This is a genomic window from Arthrobacter sp. 05N33_2, assembly GCF_056397425.1.
Genome location: NZ_JBFTNJ010000016.1, coordinates 39643 through 60012, shown reverse-complemented (window position 1 = coordinate 60012; position 20370 = coordinate 39643). Strand labels below are relative to the sequence as shown.

The 20370-nt window shown below is 68.6% G+C and carries 18 protein-coding genes; 16 read left to right on the top strand and 2 right to left on the bottom strand.

Annotation, left to right across the window (positions count from 1 at the left end; all coding sequences use genetic code 11):
* Window positions 1-30: 30 nt before the first annotated feature.
* Window positions 31-1410: an APC family permease gene (locus AC1DHX_RS10170; protein WP_476858413.1), complete on the bottom strand. Its 1380-nt coding sequence runs from the start codon at window positions 1408-1410 to the stop codon at window positions 31-33.
* Between the two features lie 123 nt (window positions 1411-1533).
* Between AC1DHX_RS10170 and aspS the strand changes: the two genes are divergently transcribed.
* The 3 genes from aspS (at window position 1534) to AC1DHX_RS10155 (ending at window position 6120) form a co-directional block, all read left to right on the top strand.
* A complete protein-coding gene (gene aspS / locus AC1DHX_RS10165; protein WP_476849310.1) occupies window positions 1534-3318 on the top strand; it encodes an aspartate--tRNA ligase in 1785 nt (594 codons plus the stop codon).
* Between the two features lie 95 nt (window positions 3319-3413).
* Window positions 3414-4250 (top strand): GNAT family N-acetyltransferase, encoded by an 837-nt coding sequence (locus tag AC1DHX_RS10160; RefSeq protein WP_476858414.1) that lies wholly within the window; start codon window positions 3414-3416, stop codon window positions 4248-4250.
* Between the two features lie 121 nt (window positions 4251-4371).
* Window positions 4372-6120, top strand: a complete 1749-nt coding sequence (locus AC1DHX_RS10155; RefSeq protein WP_476858415.1) for an HNH endonuclease signature motif containing protein — start codon at window positions 4372-4374, stop codon at window positions 6118-6120.
* Window positions 6121-6181: 61 nt separating this feature from the next.
* Here the strand turns inward: AC1DHX_RS10155 and AC1DHX_RS10150 are convergent, their stop codons facing one another.
* Window positions 6182-6829, bottom strand: coding sequence for an acVLRF1 family peptidyl-tRNA hydrolase (locus AC1DHX_RS10150; protein WP_476858416.1), 648 nt, complete (start codon window positions 6827-6829; stop codon window positions 6182-6184).
* Window positions 6830-6888: 59 nt separating this feature from the next.
* Between AC1DHX_RS10150 and AC1DHX_RS10145 the strand changes: the two genes are divergently transcribed.
* From AC1DHX_RS10145 to AC1DHX_RS10085, 13 genes are all read left to right on the top strand, one after another.
* Window positions 6889-8334, top strand: a complete 1446-nt coding sequence (locus tag AC1DHX_RS10145) for a replication-associated recombination protein A (protein ID WP_476857085.1) — start codon at window positions 6889-6891, stop codon at window positions 8332-8334.
* Window positions 8335-8598: 264 nt separating this feature from the next.
* The gene (locus tag AC1DHX_RS10140) at window positions 8599-8997 is read left to right on the top strand and encodes a cupin domain-containing protein (RefSeq protein ID WP_028276474.1); all 399 of its coding nucleotides are present in this window, start codon (window positions 8599-8601) and stop codon (window positions 8995-8997) included.
* 186 nt (window positions 8998-9183) lie between these two features.
* Window positions 9184-9810, top strand: a complete 627-nt coding sequence (gene rpsD / locus AC1DHX_RS10135; RefSeq protein WP_018773157.1) for a 30S ribosomal protein S4 — start codon at window positions 9184-9186, stop codon at window positions 9808-9810.
* Between the two features lie 179 nt (window positions 9811-9989).
* Window positions 9990-10364, top strand: a complete 375-nt coding sequence (locus tag AC1DHX_RS10130) for a DUF948 domain-containing protein (RefSeq protein ID WP_018773156.1) — start codon at window positions 9990-9992, stop codon at window positions 10362-10364.
* A gap of 20 nt (window positions 10365-10384) precedes the next feature.
* A complete protein-coding gene (locus AC1DHX_RS10125; RefSeq protein WP_253906754.1) occupies window positions 10385-10651 on the top strand; it encodes a DUF6167 family protein in 267 nt (88 codons plus the stop codon).
* 175 nt (window positions 10652-10826) lie between these two features.
* Window positions 10827-13505 (top strand): alanine--tRNA ligase, encoded by a 2679-nt coding sequence (alaS, locus tag AC1DHX_RS10120; protein ID WP_476858417.1) that lies wholly within the window; start codon window positions 10827-10829, stop codon window positions 13503-13505.
* Window positions 13506-13515: 10 nt separating this feature from the next.
* Window positions 13516-14100 (top strand): Holliday junction resolvase RuvX, encoded by a 585-nt coding sequence (gene ruvX / locus AC1DHX_RS10115; protein WP_223916695.1) that lies wholly within the window; start codon window positions 13516-13518, stop codon window positions 14098-14100.
* Entirely contained in the window at window positions 14097-15863 is a 1767-nt protein-coding gene (gene mltG, locus AC1DHX_RS10110; RefSeq protein WP_476900000.1) for an endolytic transglycosylase MltG, read from the top strand. Before ruvX ends, mltG begins: the two co-directional genes overlap by 4 nt.
* On the top strand, window positions 15860-16771 hold the full coding sequence (locus AC1DHX_RS10105; protein WP_476858419.1) for a shikimate dehydrogenase: 912 nt from the start codon (window positions 15860-15862) through the stop codon (window positions 16769-16771). Before mltG ends, AC1DHX_RS10105 begins: the two co-directional genes overlap by 4 nt.
* A gap of 26 nt (window positions 16772-16797) precedes the next feature.
* Window positions 16798-17997: a chorismate synthase gene (aroC, locus tag AC1DHX_RS10100; protein WP_476849302.1), complete on the top strand. Its 1200-nt coding sequence runs from the start codon at window positions 16798-16800 to the stop codon at window positions 17995-17997.
* Window positions 17997-18617, top strand: a complete 621-nt coding sequence (locus AC1DHX_RS10095) for a shikimate kinase (RefSeq protein ID WP_476858420.1) — start codon at window positions 17997-17999, stop codon at window positions 18615-18617. The genes aroC and AC1DHX_RS10095 overlap by 1 nt, the downstream gene beginning before the upstream one ends.
* Window positions 18617-19708 carry a 3-dehydroquinate synthase gene (aroB, locus tag AC1DHX_RS10090; RefSeq protein ID WP_079554549.1) on the top strand — a complete coding sequence of 364 codons (1092 nt, stop codon included), beginning with the start codon at window positions 18617-18619 and terminating at the stop codon, window positions 19706-19708. Before AC1DHX_RS10095 ends, aroB begins: the two co-directional genes overlap by 1 nt.
* Window positions 19708-20226: a tetratricopeptide repeat protein gene (locus tag AC1DHX_RS10085; protein ID WP_476858421.1), complete on the top strand. Its 519-nt coding sequence runs from the start codon at window positions 19708-19710 to the stop codon at window positions 20224-20226. The genes aroB and AC1DHX_RS10085 overlap by 1 nt, the downstream gene beginning before the upstream one ends.
* Window positions 20227-20370: the final 144 nt, after the last annotated feature.

The following is a 20370-nucleotide window of genomic DNA, read 5'->3' as shown; positions in this document are numbered from 1 at the left end:
GGACCTGCACGTGCGCGTAATCGCCGCGGGCTAGGACTTCCGGGCGGGCCCGTTAGTGTCCCGCGTCCTGCGTACCAGCAGGACGAGGAACCGCCCGGCCACCCCTGCCGCCAGCACCGCCGCCATGAACAGCACGGAGGCCGGCGGCAGGGTGACGGCCAGGACCAGGCAGCCGAGGAAGCCCAGCACATTGAGCCAGCGCGGCGCATGCCAGGGGCGGCCGGCCAGCGTGAAAGCCGCGGCGTTGGTCACGGCGTAATAGACCAGCACGCCGAAGCTGGAAAAGCCGACCACGGTCATCACGTCGGTGCTCAGCAGCAGGACCACGACGGCGGCGGCGACGGCCAGTTCCGCGGTTAACGGGACGGTGCGGGCGCGGCCCACCCTGGCCAGCGGGGCGGGCAGGTCCCGTTCCCGCGCCATCGCCAACGTGGTCCGGCCGACCCCGGTGATCAGGGCCAGCAGCGCGCCGAGGCAGGCCGCCGCCGCTCCGGCCTGGACGAACGGGACGCCGGCGCCGAGGCGCGAGACCGCCACCGCGTCCAGCAGCGGCGCCGTCGAACCCGCCAGCTGTTGCGGGGGCAGGTGCCACTGCAGCAGCGCGGCCAGGCCAAGGTAGATCACGAAGGCCCCGGCCAGTGCGGCCAGGATGGCCCGCGGGATGGTACGGGCGGGATCCTTGACCTCCTCGCCGAGGGTGGCGATCCGCGCATAACCCGCGAAGGCGAAGAACATCAGCCCCGCCGCGGGAAGGACGCCCCAGCCGCCGGAGGGCGGCGCGGGATAGGCCGGCGCCGCCGACACGGCGGGGGCGCCCGCCGAGTGCGGACCGAGCAGGGAGGCCACGGCGACGAAGACGAGCGTGGCCAACACGACGGCCAGCAGGATCCTGGTCAGCAGTGCGGTCCGCGTGATGCCGAGCAGATTAACTCCCGTGAGGACGACGACGCCGGCGACCGCCAGCGGCGTGGCATAGGCCGGCGCCACGTAGTGCCCGAACGTCAGCGCCATCGCCGCGCAGGACGCCGTCTTGCCCGTGATGAAACCCCAGCCCGCAATGAAGCCCGGCCACTGGCCGAGCTGCCGGCGCCCATACACGTAAGTTCCCCCGCTGTCGGGGTACCTTGCCGCCAACTGGGCCGACGCGACGGCATTGCAGTAGGCGATGACGCCGGCCACGGCCACGGCAAGTGTCAGCAGCGGCCCGGCCAGGGCTGCGGCGGGGGAGAACACGACGAACACGCCGGCGCCCAGCATCGAACCCAGGCCGATTGCCGTGGAATCGAACACGCCGAGGCGGCGCTGCAGCCGCTGGTGTGGCCGCTGCGGGCCGGGGCGGCCGCCGGGCTGATCGCGGTGCTGACCGGGGGGCTGGTCGCCGGGCTGGGTTCCGTTGCGCCGGGTTGCCATGGCAAAAGGGGCCTTTCCAACGGGTAAACTCGAACGGGATCGTTCCCGTAGCGATCCTATTAGAACGTCATTGTTTTGTTATCGCTTTTGATTTTCCCTCTGTCTTCTTCAGAAAGGCGTGCTGTGCTGCGCACACATGACCTCGGATCACTTCGCTCCGAGCACATTGGACAAACCGTAACCCTCGCCGGCTGGGTCGGCCGGCGTCGTGACCACGGTGGTGTCGCATTCGTTGACCTGCGCGACGCGTCCGGCGTCGCCCAGGTTGTGGTCCGTGAAGAAGAAGTCTTCCACGGACTGCGCAACGAGTATGTGCTGCAGATCGTCGGCACCGTCTCCCAGCGTCCCGACGGCAACGAGAACCCGGCGCTTCCCACCGGCGAGATCGAGGTCATGGCCGAGAAGGTCACGATCCTCAACACCTCGGATCCGCTGCCGTTCCAGATCGACGAACACGTTGAGGTGGGCGAGGAAGCACGCCTGAAGCACCGCTACCTGGACCTGCGCCGCCCCGGCCCCGCCCGTAACCTGCGCCTGCGTTCGGAAGCCAACCGGGTGGCCCGCGAACTGCTCCACCAGGACGGCTACGTGGAGATCGAAACCCCCACGCTGACCCGTTCGACGCCGGAAGGCGCCCGCGACTTTGTGGTTCCCGCCCGCCTGGCGCCGGGTTCCTGGTACGCGCTGCCGCAGTCCCCGCAGCTGTTCAAGCAGCTCCTTCAGGTGGGCGGCTTCGAAAAGTACTACCAGATCGCCCGTTGCTACCGCGATGAAGACTTCCGCGCGGACCGCCAGCCGGAATTCACCCAGCTGGACATCGAGGCCAGCTTCGTGGAGCAGGACGACATCATCCGTCTGGGCGAGAACATCGTCAAGGCCCTGTGGAAGCTGATCGACGTCGAGATCCCGACGCCGATCCAGCGCATCACCTACCACGACGCCATGGCCCGCTACGGTTCGGACAAGCCGGACCTGCGCTTCGGCCAGGAACTCACCGAGCTGACCGAATTCTTCAAGGACACCAACTTTGGTGTCTTCAAGGCGCCCTACGTCGGCGCCGTCGTCATGCCCGGCGGCGCCTCCCAGGCCCGCCGGGCCCTCGACGCCTGGCAGGAGTGGGCCAAGCAGCGCGGCGCCAAGGGCCTGGCGTACGTCCTGTACAAGGAGGATGGCGAACTCGCCGGTCCCGTCGCCAAGAACCTCACAGAGACCGAGCGGGCGGGCCTCGCCGACGCCGTCGGCGCCAAGCCCGGTGACTGCATCTTCTTCGCAGCCGGCGAGAAGACCCCGTCCCGCGCGCTCCTCGGCGCTGCCCGCGTCGAGATCGGCCACCGCACCGGGCTCATCAACCCTGCTGACTGGGCCTTCTGCTGGGTCGTGGACGCGCCGATGTTCGAGCCGGCCGCCGCTGCGGTCGCCTCCGGCGACGTCGCCGTCGGCGCAGGCAAGTGGACCGCCGTCCACCACGCGTTCACCTCGCCCAAGCCCGAGTTCATGGACTCCTTCGACGCCGATCCCGAATCGGCGCTGTCCTACGCCTACGACATCGTCTGCAACGGCAACGAAATTGGCGGCGGCTCGATCCGTATCCACGAGCGCGACGTCCAGGAACGCGTCTTCGAGCTCATGGGCCTGGACAAGGAAGACGCCCAGACCAAGTTCGGCTTCCTGCTGGAGGGCTTCAAGTTCGGCGCCCCTCCGCACGGCGGCATCGCCTTCGGCTGGGACCGTGTGGTTGCCCTGTTGGCCGGTGTGGAGTCCATCCGCGACGTCATCGCGTTCCCGAAGTCCGGCGGCGGCTTCGACCCGCTGACCCAGGCTCCCGCTCCCATCACGGCGCAGCAGCGCAAGGAAGCCGGCGTCGACTTCAAGCCGCAGCCCAAGAAGCCTGAGGACGGCAGGGACTAGCCTGCGAGCTTCAGCGGCAGGGGCTCCCCGGGCAACCGGGGAGTCCCTGCCGTCTGTCATTAGTTGCCCGCATTCGTCCCGGACGGAGTAGCCCGATGAACCTGGACCCGCGCCCCGGGATGATTCCTGGATCCGTCCCCGGGCTGGAGACGCTGATGGATGCAGCGTGGCCTGCCGCGGAGCGCGAGGAATCCGGCGGGTGGGTGCTGCGGGCGGCGTCAGGGGTGACCCAGCGGGCGAACTCGGTCTGGCCGAGGGATCCCGGCGAGGATCCGCACCGGCAGCTCGCCGCAGTCCGTGACGCGCGGCTTTGGTACCGCAGCCGGCGGCTTCCGCTCATCTTCCAAATTTTTGACGGCCCACGCCACGTGGCGCTCAACGCGGTGCTCGACGCCGAAGGGTTCACCCGGCAGTCCGAAACCTTGGTGCTGGTCCATGTTCCCGGTGCTGAGTCCGGCGTGGAGTCCGGCGTCGGCGCCCCCGAACTTGCCGTGGAAATTTCGGCCGGGCCGTCGGCGGAATGGCTGGAGCTGTGGTGGAGCGTCGACGGCCGCGGGGGAGCGGACGAGCTCGCCGTGGCCCGCGGCATTCTCGAAGGGTGCCCCTCGCTGTACGCTCTGGTGCGAGACGACGGCGGCGCGCCGGCCGCCGTCGCACGCCTCGCCTTGCCCAACACCGGCCCGTCCGGGCCCGGGTGGGGCGGGCTGTACTGCATGGCAACGCGTCCGGATGCACGGCGTCGGGGCTATGGCGGCCGGGTGGTCCGGGCGCTGCTGCACGAGGGCGGGCCCCGCGGCCTGGCGGGGTACTGGCTGCTGGTCATGGCCTCCAACGCCGGTGCCCGTGAGCTGTACGCCCGCGCCGGCTTCCGTGAAGCCGGCCTCTACCTCTACCGTCAGGACAGGCCCAAGCGGCACCTGACCGGCTGCTAAGGATTCCGGCTCCCGCCGTTCAGGTCACTCCGGTGTCGCGGGATGTCCCTCGGCTCAATGCTCACGCTCGAGGACAGCCTATGTCGCTATTTCTGTCGGTGCCTCCTGAGATGATCTGAGTGTGGAGAGCGGGACAGCGTTGAGCGCGGAGAGCGGTGCGGCGATAGAAGCCGTCGCCGCCTCGGTTGCCGCGCTTGCCGCCTTGGCCGGATCGGCCGCTAGCGACGATGCGCCTGCTGCCGACCCGGTGGGAAACGGCGATCCGCTGCGGCGGCTGGCGGACGGTTGCCTGGACGGGCTCGCCGAGGTCGCCCGGATGGAGGCCCGGATGGCCGCGTTGAGGGTGCGGCTGACCGCCGACTACGCGCAGGCAACCAGGTTCCTGGCGCCGCCGGCGCCGTCACCGCGGGACCGCGCCGTACAGGAGATGGCACTGGTGGCCGAGGTCGCCTGTGTCCTGACGGTCAGCGAACGCGCCGCCGCAGCCCTCCTCGCCGAAACCTACGCCCTGACGACGGCGCTGCCGCTGACCCTGGCCGCCCTTGAGTCCGGGGCGATCTCCTGGCAGCACGCACGGATCATCGTGGACGAAACCAGCAGCCTGGATGCGGCCGGGGCGGCCGGGCTCGAAGCGCACTTCCTGGACCCCGAAGCACCCAACCCGGCCCGCGGCTGCCCGGCCGGGGAGCTCGTTCCGTCCCGGTTCCGAGCCAAGGCCCGCGCCTGGCGCGAACGCCACCACCCGGCCGGCATCGAGGCACGCCACGCCACGAGCGCCGCGGACCGGCGGGTCGAGTACGCTCCGGACCGGGACGGCATGGCCTGGCTCTCGGCCTATTTCCCGGCCGACACCGCCGCCGGGATCTGGGAACGGGCCACCGCCGCCGCCCGCGCCCTCCAGGGCCCGGACGAGCCCCGGACCCTGACCCAGCTCCGCGCCGACATCACCGCCACCTGGCTCCTCACCGCCGGCACGCCCGGCGGCGGAACAAACGGTGGAACGGCCGACGGCGGCAACGGCACCGGCACGGGGGCGGAAGCTCGTGCGGGGGCGGGTGGGCTTGTTCCGGTCCCGCGGGCGCAGGTTCTGGTCACCGTCCCGGTCCTGGCTCTGCTCGGCGCCACCGACGAACCGGCCGTCCTGGACGGGTACGGGCCGATCCCGCCCTCGATGGCCCGCCGCCTGATCGCCGAGGGCGCCGGGTCCTTCTCCCGGGTCCTGACCGATCCCCGGGACGGTGCCCCGCTGGAAATCGGCCGGACCAGCTACCGGCTTACGGCGGCCCAGCGCCACTGGCTCCGGCTCCGCGACGGCCGGTGTCCGTTCCCCGGCTGCGCCAACCACTCCCTGGACAACGATGCAGACCATCTCCTGGCCTGGGCCGACGGCGGCACCACCGGGATCTCGAACCTGGGCCAGCCCTGCCCGAAACACCACCGGCTTAAACACGCCTCCGCCTGGACACCGGCCCGGGCCAGCAAGGACCACCCGCCGGGCTGGACCTCCCCGTCGGGACGCTACTATCCCAGCGAACACCAGGACTGGGAACCACCCCACTGGCCCGAAGACTGGCTGCCCCACATCCCGGCCACGGACGAACCCGGCCCGGAACCCGGCCCCGACACGGGCCCGGATCGAGGCTTGCCCGCGTATCCAGGACATCGTTGCGAACCGGAACCGCTTCCGGACTGCCATCCCGGCCAGAATCCCGTTCCGGAGCCCGAAATTGAACTGCCTCCGGACCCGTTCCCGGACTGGCACCAATTCATCGCCGGGCACCCATTTGCCGACACGGAAACGGACGATCCGGGCTGGCCAGCACGCGCGGACAGTCTTTCCGCGGACGGCGGCCTGTTCCACTGTGTGTGATCTACCCCCGGTCACACTTACGTTGGCGCCCGAAGAGCAGCTGCGGCCAATCGGGCAACTGCTACGCCTGCGGATCCGTCACCAGGATCCGCACCGCGCACAGGTCCGTGGCCGCCTTCTTCAGTACCGCGGCGCGCGGATCCGGGACGTCGAGGAACGCCAGCCTCGGCCGTGCCGCGTACTGCTTCAACACCGGTTCGGCGAGCACTTGGTCCGCAAGGGTCCGGTCGCCGCCGGGAGCCAGATACTCGATCGGGTGCTCCGCGAAAATCCGCCCGGCATGCTCCGCAACGGCCTCCACCAGCGCCTCGGCCTGGTTCGCCCGGCGCCGGGCAAAGCGCTGCTGCGACCAGCCGCCCGCAGCCGTCCGGGACTGGACATGCCGTGTACCGGTCTTCGACGCGAGCACGGCGCCGCCGCTCACCACCGCCACCGAGTAACCGCCGCGGCGGACCAGTACCGCCCCGATGCCCCGCGACTGGGACGCCAGGGAAGCGAGGCGGGCGACGGCGTCGCCGCCGCGCCCAGGACGGCCGTCCACCGGCCATGGCGCCTGGAGCAGAGCCACGGCCCCGTCGGCGGCGCGCAGCTGCAGACCTGCGTCGAGCTCCTCCTCCACCAGTGCGCCGTGGCTCGCGGCGAAGCGGTCCACCCAGCCCGGCAGCCGGTCGCCGGAGACGAAGGCCACACGGGTGTCGGGGATTGTCATGGCGGGGTCTCCGTTATGAGGGTGTCTGGACAGGCGGGAACTAGAAGTAGCCTATCTATGTGGATGATCTCTTTGGCGCAGGGCGGGACGGCGGCGCCGCTACCGAGGATGACGGCGACGCTGACCAGACCGGCGAGAGCCGCCGGGTCTCCCCGCGGAGCCCCCTCGCCGTCCGGATGCGGCCCCGCACCCTCGATGATGTCGTGGGCCAGCAGCACCTACTCGGCCAAGGCTCGCCGCTGCGCCAGCTCGCCGCCGGCACGGACGCCACCGGCCCCGCGGGTCCCAGTTCACTGATCCTCTGGGGTCCTCCGGGTACCGGCAAGACCACCCTTGCCCATGTGATTGCCAAGGGCCCAGGGCGGAAGTTCGTCGAGCTCTCCGCCATCACCGCCGGCGTCAAGGACGTCCGCCGCGTGATGGACGAAGCCCTGACCGCGCGCGACCTGTTCAAGACCACCACCGTCCTCTTCCTGGATGAGATCCACCGCTTCAACAAGGCCCAGCAGGACGCCCTGTTGCCCGGCGTCGAGAACCGCTGGGTGGTCCTGGTCGCCGCGACCACCGAAAACCCCTCCTTCTCCGTCGTTTCCCCACTGCTGTCCCGCTCGCTGCTGCTGACCCTGAAACCGCTCACCGACGCCGACGTCGAGGGCCTTCTCCTGCGGGCCGCAACGGATGACCGCGGGCTCGGCGGCAAAGTGGAACTCAGCGACGAGGCCCTGGCACACCTCGTCCGGCTCTCCGGCGGGGACGCCCGGCGTGCGCTGACCGCGCTCGAGGCGGCGGCCGGTGTCGCGTTCGGGGACGCGGACGACACTGACGCAGTCGTAGCCGGCACAGCCAGCGGGGCGCCCGAGGCGGCCCCGGTGAAGATCGAGCTCAAGCACACGGAGCGCGCCCTGGATGTCGCCTCCGTCCGCTACGACCGGGCCGGGGACCAGCATTACGACGTCGCCAGCGCGTTCATCAAGTCGATCCGGGGTTCCGACGTCGACGCCGCGCTGCACTACCTTGCCCGGATGCTGGAGGCGGGTGAGGACCCCCGGTTCGTGGCCCGCAGGATCGTGATCTCGGCGGCCGAGGACGTCGGCATGGCTGACCCGACTGCGCTGCAGACCGCCGTCGCGGCGGCCCAGGCCGTACAGCTGATCGGCATGCCGGAAGGCCGCATCATCCTCGCCGAGGCCGTGGTGCATCTGGCCACCGCGCCGAAGTCCAACGCCGCGTACATGGGCATTAACCAGGCCATCGCCGACGTCCGCGCCGGGCTCGGGAACGGCATCCCCGCCCACCTTCGCGACGCCCACTACCCGGGCTCGAAACAGCTCGGCCACGGCAAGGGCTACAAATACGCCCACGATGCCCCGCACGCCGTCGCCACGCAGCAGTACCCGCCGGACGACCTCGTCGGGCGCAACTACTACGAACCCACCGGCAACGGGGCCGAACGCGACATCGCCACCCGGCTCGAGCGGCTTCGGAGGATCATCCGCGGCACCTGAAAGGCACGTGGGCGGCAAGTGAACGCCCGTGACCTGCGGCTGGTCGGCGGCGGCCCGTGGCGCCGGAATCCGCCGTTGACATAGGGGCCAAGAGGTCTAACGTGGAATTACGGCGGCATGGATCTGCTGACCGTCCGTGCGGCGCAGGGGACAGCGCGGTCACATCGCTGGCTCCCTCGTTCCGGACCCCGGAACGGCAGCCGGCTTCGCTCCAACCCAGCTCATCCAGCGCGAGCGTTCCCGTCCCTCCCCGGCAGGTGTCCCATGAGTATCAACTTCGTTACAGCCATGGCAGTGAAGTCCTTCGATGTGCCGGACAAGAAACGGTGCCCGGACAAGGCCGAATTCGACCTCTGCACAGTGAACGACTACTCGGTGGCCCGGCTGATCCTGGGCCCGGGCTGGCGGTGGTCGGAGAACACCAGACCCTACGAGCGGACCGACGTCTGCCTGCACCACCATCTCGGCTTCTGCATCTCCGGTGAAATGGAAGTCGAAACGGCCGAAGGGCTGCGGTCCACGATCCACGCCAACGACACCTACGCGATTCCGCCGGGACACGACGAATGGGTGGTGGGCCCGAAACCGTTCGTGGCCGTGGAATTCCTGGGCGCGGCGTCCTTCGGGCGCAGCGGTGTCCGGGGAGCGCACGCCAGAATCTGACTTCGGTCCGCCGGCCGGATCTGGTAGGCTGGATCGTTGTCTGGCAAGGCACGGACGCACAATCCATGGAAACTTCGGTTCGATGAGGGTTGCCCTGTGCCCAGTAGCAAAAGGCAGCGGTTGGCCGATGCTCTCCATCGTGGAGGCCAGTAACACTGACACACCGCAGATATTGGAAGGACACAAGTGGCTAACAACACTCGTGCTCGCCGTACCGCACGCCTTTCGCGTGCACTCGGCATCGCTCTGACCCCCAAGGCCGCCAAGTACATGGAGCGCCGCCCGTACGGCCCCGGTGAGCATGGCCGTGCCCGCAAGAAGCAGGACTCCGACTACGCCGTACGTCTGCGCGAAAAGCAGCGTCTGCGCGCCCAGTACGGCATCCGCGAAGCCCAGATGACCCGTGCCTTCGAAGAAGCACGCCGCACCAAGGGCCTGACCGGTGAAAACCTGATCGAACTGCTCGAAATGCGTCTCGACGCCCTCGTGCTGCGTGCCGGCTTCGCCCGCACCATCGCCCAGGCCCGCCAGCTGGTTGTGCACCGCCACATCCTCGTTGACGGCATCCGCGTTGACCGCCCGTCTTTCCGCGTCGGCGAGGGCCAGCTGGTCCACGTTCACAGCCGCAGCGAGACCATGCCTCCGTTCCAGGTTGCAGCAGCCGGCGCTCACCGCGACGTCCTGCCGATCGTTCCGGCTTACCTGGACGTCAAGCTTGACGCCCTGCAGGCCCGCCTGGTGCGTCGCCCCAAGCGCTCCGAGATCCCCGTGACCTGCGAAGAGCAGCTCGTCGTGGAATTCTACGCACGCTAATTCAAAAGGCATCACCTACAAAGAAGCCCGTGGCAAGCGCCGCGGGCTTCTTTGTATGTAAGGTACTTGGGGGAGTTCCCCGGGAGCCGGTTCGGCTTGCCGGATTTAACTGTCGGCGAAACCGTCGGAACCCGACGCAACAAGCAGGTATCCACTGCAGTTCAAGGAGATGAGTGTCTATGTCTGGTGGCGATATTGCCGGCCTGATCGCGGCTGGAGTGTTTGCACTGCTGGTCCTGCTGCTCGCCGTGCCGATCCTGAAGCTCGGGGGAGTGTTCGACGAAATGCGGACCACTATCCGCTCCATCAGCGACGGCGCCACCCCGCTCATGGACGAGGTCACCGCGACGGTGACCACCACCAACGAGCAGCTGAAGAAGGTTGACGGCATCTCCTCGAACGTCTCGGACGCCTCCGCCAACATCTCGGCGCTGTCCTCGCTCATGGCCGCCACCGTGGGCTCGCCGCTGATCAAGGTGGCAGCCTTCAGCTACGGCGTGCGCTCCGCCTTCAGCACCCGCAAAAAGCCCGCCACCGGCCGCCGCAGCCGCTAAACACTTCGGGAGCACCTGACATGAACAGAATCATCTGGATGGGAATCGGCGTCGCGATCGGCGTTATCGCCTTCCGCAAAGTCACCGAAGCGCAGTCCGCCCTCGGCCCCGAAGGCCTGAACCGGGCCGTCGGACGGCTGACGGACGGCCTGCTCGACTTCGCCGATGCGGTCCGCGATGGCATGGGCGAGCGGGAGTCAGAACTCCGCACGGCCCTCGGGATCGAGACGGCAACGGACCTCGCCGCCGGCGGCACTGTCGCCCGCCGGGATGCGGTCCGGCGCTAGCCGGGAGAGAATTAGTAAGTAAGGTGCCCGTCACCGGGGGTGACGGCGCGCCGACGCCCCCGGTGACGGGTACCAGATTGACGGGCCCGGATCAGTGCCGGTCCTCAGCTTGTCCCGCGCAGCACAGACGCGGGCCACATAACGCAGTGAATATTGAAGGGTAAGAAAACAGCTCATGAAGTCGCAGGAGATCACCAAGCGCTGGATCGACTTTTTTGTCAGCAAGGGGCACACCGCCGTCCCCTCCGCCTCCCTGGTCTCCAGCGACCCGTCCCTGCTGTTTACGGTCGCCGGCATGGTCCCGTTCATCCCGTACCTGACCGCCCGTGAGGAGGCCCCCTACCAGCGGGCCACCAGTGTGCAGAAGTGCATCCGGACCGGTGACATCGAGGAAGTGGGCAAAACCGCCCGCCACGGCACGTTCTTCCAGATGTGCGGCAACTTCTCCTTTGGCGACTACTTCAAGGAAGACGCCATCAAGTTCGCGTGGGAGCTCCTGACCACCAGCGTGGACGACGGCGGGTACGGACTGCCGCCGGAGCGGCTCTGGGTCACCGTCTATGAAGAGGACGACGAGGCCGAGCAGCTGTGGCTGAAGAACACCGGCATGCCGGCCGAGCGGATCCAGCGCATGGGCAAGTCCGACAACTACTGGTCCACCGGCCAGCCCGGCCCCGCCGGTCCCTGCTCGGAGATCTATTACGACCGCGGCCCGTCCTACGGCGTCGAGGGCGGCCCCATCGCCGATGAAAACCGCTACGTCGAGATCTGGAACCTCGTGTTCATGCAGTACCAGATCGACAACGTCCGCTCCAAGGTGGATTTCGACATCACCGGAGAGCTGCCCAAGAAGAACATCGACACGGGCTTGGGCATGGAGCGCCTCGCGATGATCCTCCAGGACGTCGAGAACATGTACGAGACGGACCAGGTCCGCCCCGTGATCGACCGGGCCGCGGCCCTCTCCGGCCGAGAGTACACCTCCGCGGAGTCCGCCGAGGACCCGCACCACACGGACGACGTCCGCATGCGCGTCGTTGCCGACCACATCCGCTCGGCCCTCATGCTGATCGCCGACGGCGTGACCCCCTCCAACGAGGGCCGCGGCTACGTGCTGCGCCGCCTGATCCGCCGGGCCGTCCGCTCCATGCGCCTGCTCGGCGTCGAAAAAGCCTGCCTGCCGGAACTGCTGCCGGCCTCGCGGGACGCCATGAAGGGTGTCTACCCGATCGTCGAGACCGACTTCGAACGCATCAGCCGGATTGCCTACGCCGAAGAGAAGGCGTTCCTGCGCACCATCGCGTCCGGCACCGCCCGCCTCGAGGACGCCGTCAAGGAATCCAAGGCCGCCAACCAGCCGCTCTCGGGCGCCGACGCCTTTGCCCTGCATGACACCTACGGCTTCCCGATCGACCTCACCCTGGAAATGGCCGAAGAGGCCGGGCTGAAAGTCGACGAGCCCGAGTTCCGCAAGCTCATGCTCGAGCAGCGCCAGCGCGCCCAGGCCGACGCCAAGGGCAAGAAGGGGTCGCACGCTGACCTCAGCGCCTTCCAGGAGCTGCTGTCCGCCGGCGAGACAGTCTTCACCGGCTACACCGAGCTCCAGGGCGAGTCCAAGGTCCGCGGCATCCTCTCCGGCGGCCGGAAGGTCGCCCAGGCCTCGACCGGCGATGAAATCGAACTGGTCCTGGCCGAGACGCCGTTCTACGCCGAAGCCGGCGGCCAGGCTGCCGACACCGGGCTGATCACCGGCGACGGCTTCGTCGTCGAGGTCCTGGATGTCCAGCGCCCCGTCAAGGGCCTCAGCGTCCACAAGGCAATCGTCCGCGAAGGCGAAATCGGTGCCGACTCGCTGGTTCAGGCCGCCGTGGACCGGGAACGCCGCCACGCCGCGGAGCAGGCCCACACCGGCACGCACATTGTGCACGCTGCCCTGCACCAGATCCTCGGCCCGGAGGCCCTGCAGCGCGGCTCCTTCAACAAGGCCGGCTACCTGCGCTTCGACTTCGCCTGGGGTGAGGGCCTGAGCGCCGCCACCCGGTCCGAGATCGAGGAAGTCTCCAACATCGCCATCCGCAACAACTTCCGGGTGGAGACCAAGATCATGGGGCTCGCCGAGGCCAAGGCGCTCGGCGCCATGGCACTGTTCGGCGAGAACTACGGCAACGAGGTCCGCGTCGTGGAAATCGACGGCGCATGGTCCCGGGAACTCTGCGGCGGCACCCACGTCGAGAACACCTCGCTGATCGGCAGCCTGTCCCTGCTCGGCGAACAGTCGGTCGGCTCAGGAAACCGGCGTGTCGAAGCCTTCGTGGGCATGGACGCGTTCCGGCACCTGGCCGCGGAGCGGGCGCTCGTCACCGAGCTCACGGAAATGCTGAAAGTTCCCTCCGGGCTGCTCGCGGACCGGATTTCCAGCACCCTGACCAAGCTCAAGACGGCCGAGAAGGAACTCGAGCGGCTGCGCAAAGAGCAGCTCACGGCCGCCGCAGCCCAGCTGGTCGGCACCGCCCAGGATGCCGCCGGCGTCAAGGTCATCGCGCACGACGCCGGCCAGGTCAGCGGCGCGGACGACCTGCGCGGCCTGGCCCTGGACCTGCGGACGCGTCTCGGGTCCGAGCCCGCCGCCGTCGCGGTAGCCGGTGTCAGCAACGACCGTCCTGTGATCCTGATCGCCACCAACGAAGCCGCCCGGGCAGCCGGAGTCAAGGCCGGTGCCCTGGTGCGCCTCGCCGCAGGCATCCTCGGCGGCGGCGGTGGCGGCAAGGACGACGTCGCCCAGGGCGGCGGGACCGACGCCGCCAAGGTCGGTGCTGCCCTCGGCGCCGTCGTGGACGCCATTACCAGGCGATAGCGGATCCCACGTGTCTGAAGCTGCTGTTGCCGGCGTCTATCCCCGGGGCGTGAAGCTCGGGGTGGACGTCGGCACCGTCCGTGTGGGCGTGGCCGTCTGCGACCCCGACGGAATCCTGGCGACGCCGCTGCGCACTCTGGCGCGGAACGTGAAAAAGAACACTGACGTGCGAATCCTGGCCGCCCTGGCCGCGGAACTGGGCGCCGTGGAGATTTTCGTGGGACTGCCGCGCACCATGAAAGGCGAAGAGCACGCTTCCGCCAGGATGGCGACCGAGTACGCACAGCTGCTGGTACTGGCCCTGCAGGACGCCGGATCCGAGGTGCCCGTGCGCCTGGTTGACGAACGGCTCAGCACCGTGAGCGCCCACCGCAACCTGCACGAAGCTGGCATGAGCAGCAGGAATCACCGTACAGTTGTTGATCAGGTTGCGGCGGCAGGTATTCTGCAACATGCGATTGATATGCAAAAGGCCAGGGGAACGGAGGTCGGAAACCGCGTGTACGCGGAGTCTGCGCCGGGGCCGACCGGAGGCGGCGCACAGACCGGCCCGGCAGTACAGACGCACTCTTCAGAACATGGAAGGCTACAGTGAGCCCGGTCAACAGTGATGACTCCTCCGGTGACGCCCTTGGTGGCGCCGGCCGACCGCTGACGCGCAAAGAAATCCGGGCCCGGGAAAAGCTTCTGGCCACCCAGGGCCACAACGTGATCCCGCCGCAGGCTTTTGAGGCGGGACCGGACGTTCCGACGCCGGCACCGGCACCAACGCCGGCACCGGCAGAGGACAGCCGGCCGCAGTCCGCACCGGAACTTCCCGACGCGGCACCGACCGTGCACGAAGAAGCCGTGCGTGAAGAGCCCGTGAGTGAAGAGCCGGTGCGCGAAGAAGCCGTGCGTGAAGAGCCGGTGCGCGAAGAGCCCGTTCACGAAGAGCCGGTGCGCGAAGAAGCCGTGCGTGAAGGGCCCGTGCAAGAAGACTTCACGCAGCTGATCCCTGTCCGCGATGTACCTGTCCACGAAGTACCTTCCCGCGAGGAGCCCGTCCGCGAAGACGCTGGCCACGAGGACGTCGTCTATGCGTCAGCGGGCGGGCTCGGCTACGGCTCCAGCCACGATGCGGCTGCCCATGACGCCGGCGTCCACGATGGCTACGCTCCGCACCCCCACGACGAGGCCCACCATCTCTACGGCAACTCCGGTGACCCCCAGGCACAGCCGCACCCGGAGGCCGAGTACCACGGCGACCCGGGCGAGGAGCTGATGGCCGGAGCAGCCCGCTACGACAAGGGACCGTCCAAGAAGGTCCGCCGTAGGCGCCGCTTCCTGGCACTGGTGCTGACCCTGACGGTCTTCGTCGTCGCAATCGCCGTCGGCGCACAGTTCCTCAAGCCCCTCCTCGGCGGAGACACCATGGCCGACTACCCCGGCCCCGGAACCGGTGAAGTCACCATCACGATCGAACCCGGCGCCGGAACGCGGTCCGTGGCCACCGAACTTCAGTCGAAAAAGGTCGTGGCCAACGCGGACACCTTCCTCAAGGAGTTCACCGCTTCCGGCGGTGCCCTGAACCCCGGCACGTTCTCGATGCGCCAGGAAATGAAGAACTCCGATGCCGTGGATGTCCTGCTCAACAAGGGCCAGAGCAAGGTCATGTACTTTGCGCTCAGCGCCGGGCTGCGGATCGGCGAATCCCTGCAGGCGATTTCCGAGGGCACCGGGATTCCTGTTCAGGACCTGAAAGCGCTCAGCGATGCGCCCGCACAGTTCGGTGTCCCGGCCAAAGCCAAGAACCTCGAGGGCTACCTGGCGCCGGGAGAGTACCGCTTCCCGTTGGGCTCCTCCGCCAAGGACATTTTGCAGAAGCTCGTCGGCAGCACCCAGGATGAACTCAAGGCCCAGGGCGTTACCGATCCCGCGAAACAGTACGACGTCGTGACGGTGGCCAGCATCGTCCAGGCCGAAGGTGGCCAGGCCGAATATGGTGACGTCGCCGGCGCCATCTACAACCGCCTCAAGCCCAACAACACCGAGACCAACGGGCTCAGCCAGTCCGATGCCACCGTCACCTACGGCCTGGGCATCCGCAGCTTCCACATCGACGAGGCCCAGAAGGCTGACAAGTCGAACCCTTACAACACCTACGCCAACCAGGGGCTGCCCGCCGGACCCATCGGTTCCCCCGGCAAGACGGCCATTGACGCCGCCGCCAAGCCCAAGTCCAACAGCTTCCTCTACTGGGTCACCATCAACCTGGACACCAAGGAGACCAAGTTCTCCAAGACGCTGGCGGAACACAACGGCTACGTGGCGCAGTACAACGCCTGGTGCGAGGCCAACCCGGGACGCTGCGTATGACGCTGCGGGCGGCCGTCCTCGGGCATCCCATCAGCCATTCGAAGTCGCCCGCGCTGCACCGGGCCGCGTACGCCCACCTGGGCGTAGATATCGCCTACTCCGCCATTGACGTGACCGAGGCCGCCCTGCCCGATTTCATGAGGCAGGTCAGGGACGAGGTGCGCGCTGAGGGTTCCTGGCGCGGCCTGTCGGTCACCATGCCGCTCAAATCGGCCATGGTGGCGGAAGTGGACGAGGTCCGAGGCGTGGGGCGCGCCCTCGGGGTCGTCAACACGGTTGCGTTCGAATCCGACGGCGGCAGTGCTGGCCACACGCGATTGGTCGCGTACAACACCGACGTCACCGGGATCGTCAACGCGCTCCGGCACGCAGGGGCAGCCTCGGCGCCCACCGCCGTGATCCTCGGCGGGGGCGGGACCGCGGCAGCAGCCATCGCGGCGCTCAAGGAATTGGGGTCGGTGTCCGCCGAAGTGTTCGTCCGCGATGTCAGCCGTGCGGCAGAGGCCCGCGCGGCCTCCGCCGCCGTCGGCGTCCCCATCCGGGTGCTTCCCCTCGCCGGGGCGGCAGCCGCCGTCGCCGCGGCCGACGTCGTCATCTCCACGCTGCCGCCCCGCGCGGCAGACGCACTGGCCGCGGAACTGGCCGAAGAGCTGGCGGCGAAACGTCCAGGAGAACTGCCTCCGCATGGCAGCCCGGGCGTCCTCCTGGACGTCGCCTATGATCCATGGCCCAGCCGGATCGCCGCGGTCTGGCAGGAAGCCGGCGGCACGGTGGTCCCCGGACTGGAAATGCTGATCTACCAGGCCGTGGAGCAGGTACGGCACTTCACCGGGCTGGGCGAGGCCCTCCCTGCCGGTGTCACAGATGTGATGTGTGACGCAGTCGGGGCGCCCCGACGGGTGTTCTAACCGCCCGACATGGCAGGATGGAATGTATGTTGCGTTGGTTGACTGCCGGAGAATCCCATGGCCCGGCACTGGTCGGAATAATTGAAGGCGTGCCCGCCGGTGTGGAACTCACCAGCGCCCACATCAGCGAGGCGCTGGCCCGCCGCCGGCTCGGCTATGGCCGCGGCGCCCGGATGAAATTCGAGCAGGACGTGGTCACGATCCTCGGCGGAGTCCGCCACGGCCTGACCCAGGGCGGCCCCGTCGCCATCCAGGTCGGCAACACCGAATGGCCCAAGTGGGAACAGATCATGTCCTCCGATCCCGTGGAGCCTGAAGTCCTGGCCGACCAGGCCCGGAACGCCCCGCTGACGCGCCCGCGGCCCGGCCACGCAGATTTCACCGGCATGCAGAAATACGGCTTCGACGAGGCCCGCCCGGTCCTGGAGCGCGCCAGCGCCCGCGAGACGGCCACGAGGGTGGCGCTCGGCACGGTCGCCGCGGCCTTCCTCAAGCAGCTCGGCATCGAGCTCGTCTCCCACACCGTATCCATCGCCAGCGTCGCCGTGCCGGAGGGCCGGCCGCTGCCCGTGCCGGGGAACGTGATCGCCCTGGATGCCGACCCGCTGCGCTGCTTCGACCGCGAAACCTCGGACGCCATGGTGGCCGAGGTCGACGTCGCGCACAAGGAAGGCGAAACCCTCGGCGGCGTCGTCGAGGTGCTTGCCTACGGCCTCCCGCCCGGACTCGGCAGCTACGTGCACTGGGACCGGCGCCTCGACTCGCGTCTGGCGGCGGCCCTCATGGGCATCCAGGCCATCAAGGGCGTTGAAGTCGGCGACGGCTTCCTTACCGCCGCGCGCCGCGGCTCCGCCGCCCACGACGAGATCGTCAAGGACGCGGACGGCAAGATCATCCGTACCTCCAACCGCGCAGGCGGGATTGAGGGCGGTATGAGCATCGGCGATGTCCTGCGTGTCCGTGCCGCCATGAAACCGATCGCCACCGTACCCCGCGCGCTCAGGACGGTCGACGTCAGCACGGGGGAGGCCGCCAAGGCCCACCACCAGCGCTCCGACGTCTGTGCCGTGCCGGCCGCCGGTGTGGTGGCCGAGGCTATGGTGGCCCTCGTGATCGCCGAAGCGGTCGCGGAAAAATTCGGCGGTGACTCCGTGCAGGAGACCGCGCGCAACATCAAGGGTTACCTGGACAGCATTCCGGCGTCCCTGGACTCGATCGGCCACTAGTGCCGGCCGGGAAAACCGACGGGCCCTCCGCCGCGGCGGCGCCCGCGGCAAATGACGTTGGACCGGTGGTCCTGATCGGACCGATGGCCGTGGGCAAATCGGCGATCGGACAGCAGCTCGCCGAGCACTTGGGGTGCGCCTTCATGGACACCGACGCCCTCGTGGTGGCCCAGCACGGGACGATCGCCGAGATCTTCGCCAGCCGTGGCGAGCACGCCTTCCGCGAAATGGAGGCCCGGGCCGTGGCCCAGGCCATCGAAGAGACACAGGGCGGCACCGCCGTCATTTCGCTCGGCGGCGGGGCCGTCCTTGATTCCGGTACGCAGCAGCTCCTGGGCCGCTGTACCGTTGTTTACCTCGAATGCGACGCCGAGACTGTGGCGGAGCGCATCGCCAGAAATTCGGGCCGGCCGCTCCTGGCCGGCGACGCCATGGGCCGGTGGCGGACCTTGTTCGCCACCCGGCAGCCGGTCTACGAACGGCTCGCCGACCTCGTCCTCGATGTCCGGCGCGGCAGCGTTCCGGAGCTGGCTCACCGGCTGGAAGATGCGCTGGGGGAGCGCGCCGCGGCTAAGGCCGCGGCGGTGCCCACTCCGGCGTCGACAAAGGAAGTTGAATAGTGAGTACCGAATCAACCGTCATCAAAGTCACCGGACAAACGCCGGGTGAGAACTACGACGTCGTAGTGGGCCGCGGCCTCCTGGCAAGCCTGCCGGGCCTGCTGGGTGAGCGCGTCAAGCGCGTCCTGGTCATCCACCCCCGTGCGCTGCGGTTGACCGGGGACACCGTCCGGGAAGAGCTGGCCGCCGCCGGGTTCACCGCGCTGACCGCAGAAATCCCCGACGCCGAAGAGGGCAAACACATCGAGGTTGCCTCGTTCTGCTGGCAGGTGCTGGGGCAGAACGACTTCACCCGCTCCGATGCCATCGTCGCCGTCGGCGGCGGCGCCGTCACCGACCTGGCCGGCTTTGTCGCCGCGACCTGGCTGCGCGGCGTGAAGGTGATCCACATGCCCACGAGCCTGCTGGGCATGGTGGACGCCTCGGTCGGCGGCAAGACCGGCATCAACACCGCCGAGGGCAAGAACCTGGTGGGCGCGTTCCACCCGCCGGCCGGTGTCCTCGCGGACCTCGACACGCTGGAGACGCTGCCGAAGAACGAGATCATCTCCGGCATGGCCGAGGTCATCAAGTGCGGCTTCATCGCCGACCCGGCCATCCTTGACCTGATCGAGAAGGACCCGTCCGCGGTTTCCGATCCGCGCTCGGACATCCTGCGCGAACTGATCGAACGCGCCATCAGCGTCAAGGCCCGGGTGGTGTCCGAGGACCTGAAGGAAACCGGCCAGCGCGAGATCCTGAACTACGGCCACACCCTGGGCCACGCGATCGAACTCGCCGAGCGCTACTCCTGGCGGCACGGCGCCGCCGTCTCCGTGGGCATGATGTTCGCCGCCGAGCTCGCCCGCAGCGTCGGCCGGCTCAGCGACGCCGACGCCGACAGGCACCGGAGCATCCTGGAAAGCCTCGGGCTTCCCATCACGTACCGCCGCGACCGCTGGCAGGCCCTCCTGGACGGCATGCGCCGGGACAAGAAGTCCCGCGGTGACCTGCTGCGGTTCGTGGTGCTCGACGGCGTTGGCCGGCCCGGCATCCTCGATGTCCCGGACACGTCCCTGCTGTTTGCCGCCTACCAGGAGATTGCCTCCTGATGCACATGGTCAAGGGCGGCACTAGCGAGTGGCCGGACGCGGGATTTCCCGGGATCCGGATCAACCCGCAGTCCCTGATGCCCCAGATCGTCAATGACGAGGTCATGGCCGAGGCCCTGGCGGCCTCGACAGACCCCGGGGACCTGATCCTGGTCCGGCTCGTAGAAGGGCACGCGGCCGAAGCCGCCGAGCTCCTCGCCGAGGCCCGCTACAAGGACCCCGGCTCGCTCCGGCTGCGGATCTTCGAGGCGGACGTGCTCCGGGTCTCGAACCGGTTCGACCGGGCGGTGGAGGTGTTCCGCCAACTCCTCGCCGAGACCCAGGGCACCCTGGAGGAGGCCGCCGTCCGCCAGCACCTCGGCCGGTCCTACTTCGCCGGCGGGAACATTGGCGCCGCCGTCGAATCCTTCGCCAAGGCGCTGGATCTGCGCGTCGCCGGGTCCGCCGACGCGGCCCTCATCTATGCCTCCACCGTTGCGTTGCAGCGCGCCAGGGACGTCCTGGAACAGCAGTCCTGAGCCTGCGTCAGGCAGCTGTCCGCCGGAACCGGTAGAATAGATCTTGGATTTTTGACAAATACGCGCTGGCGGCCCGCTTGGCATGCCGGCCCGGCATAGATCGTCCGGCCGATAGCACCGGCCTGATGGAACCAGAGAGAAACT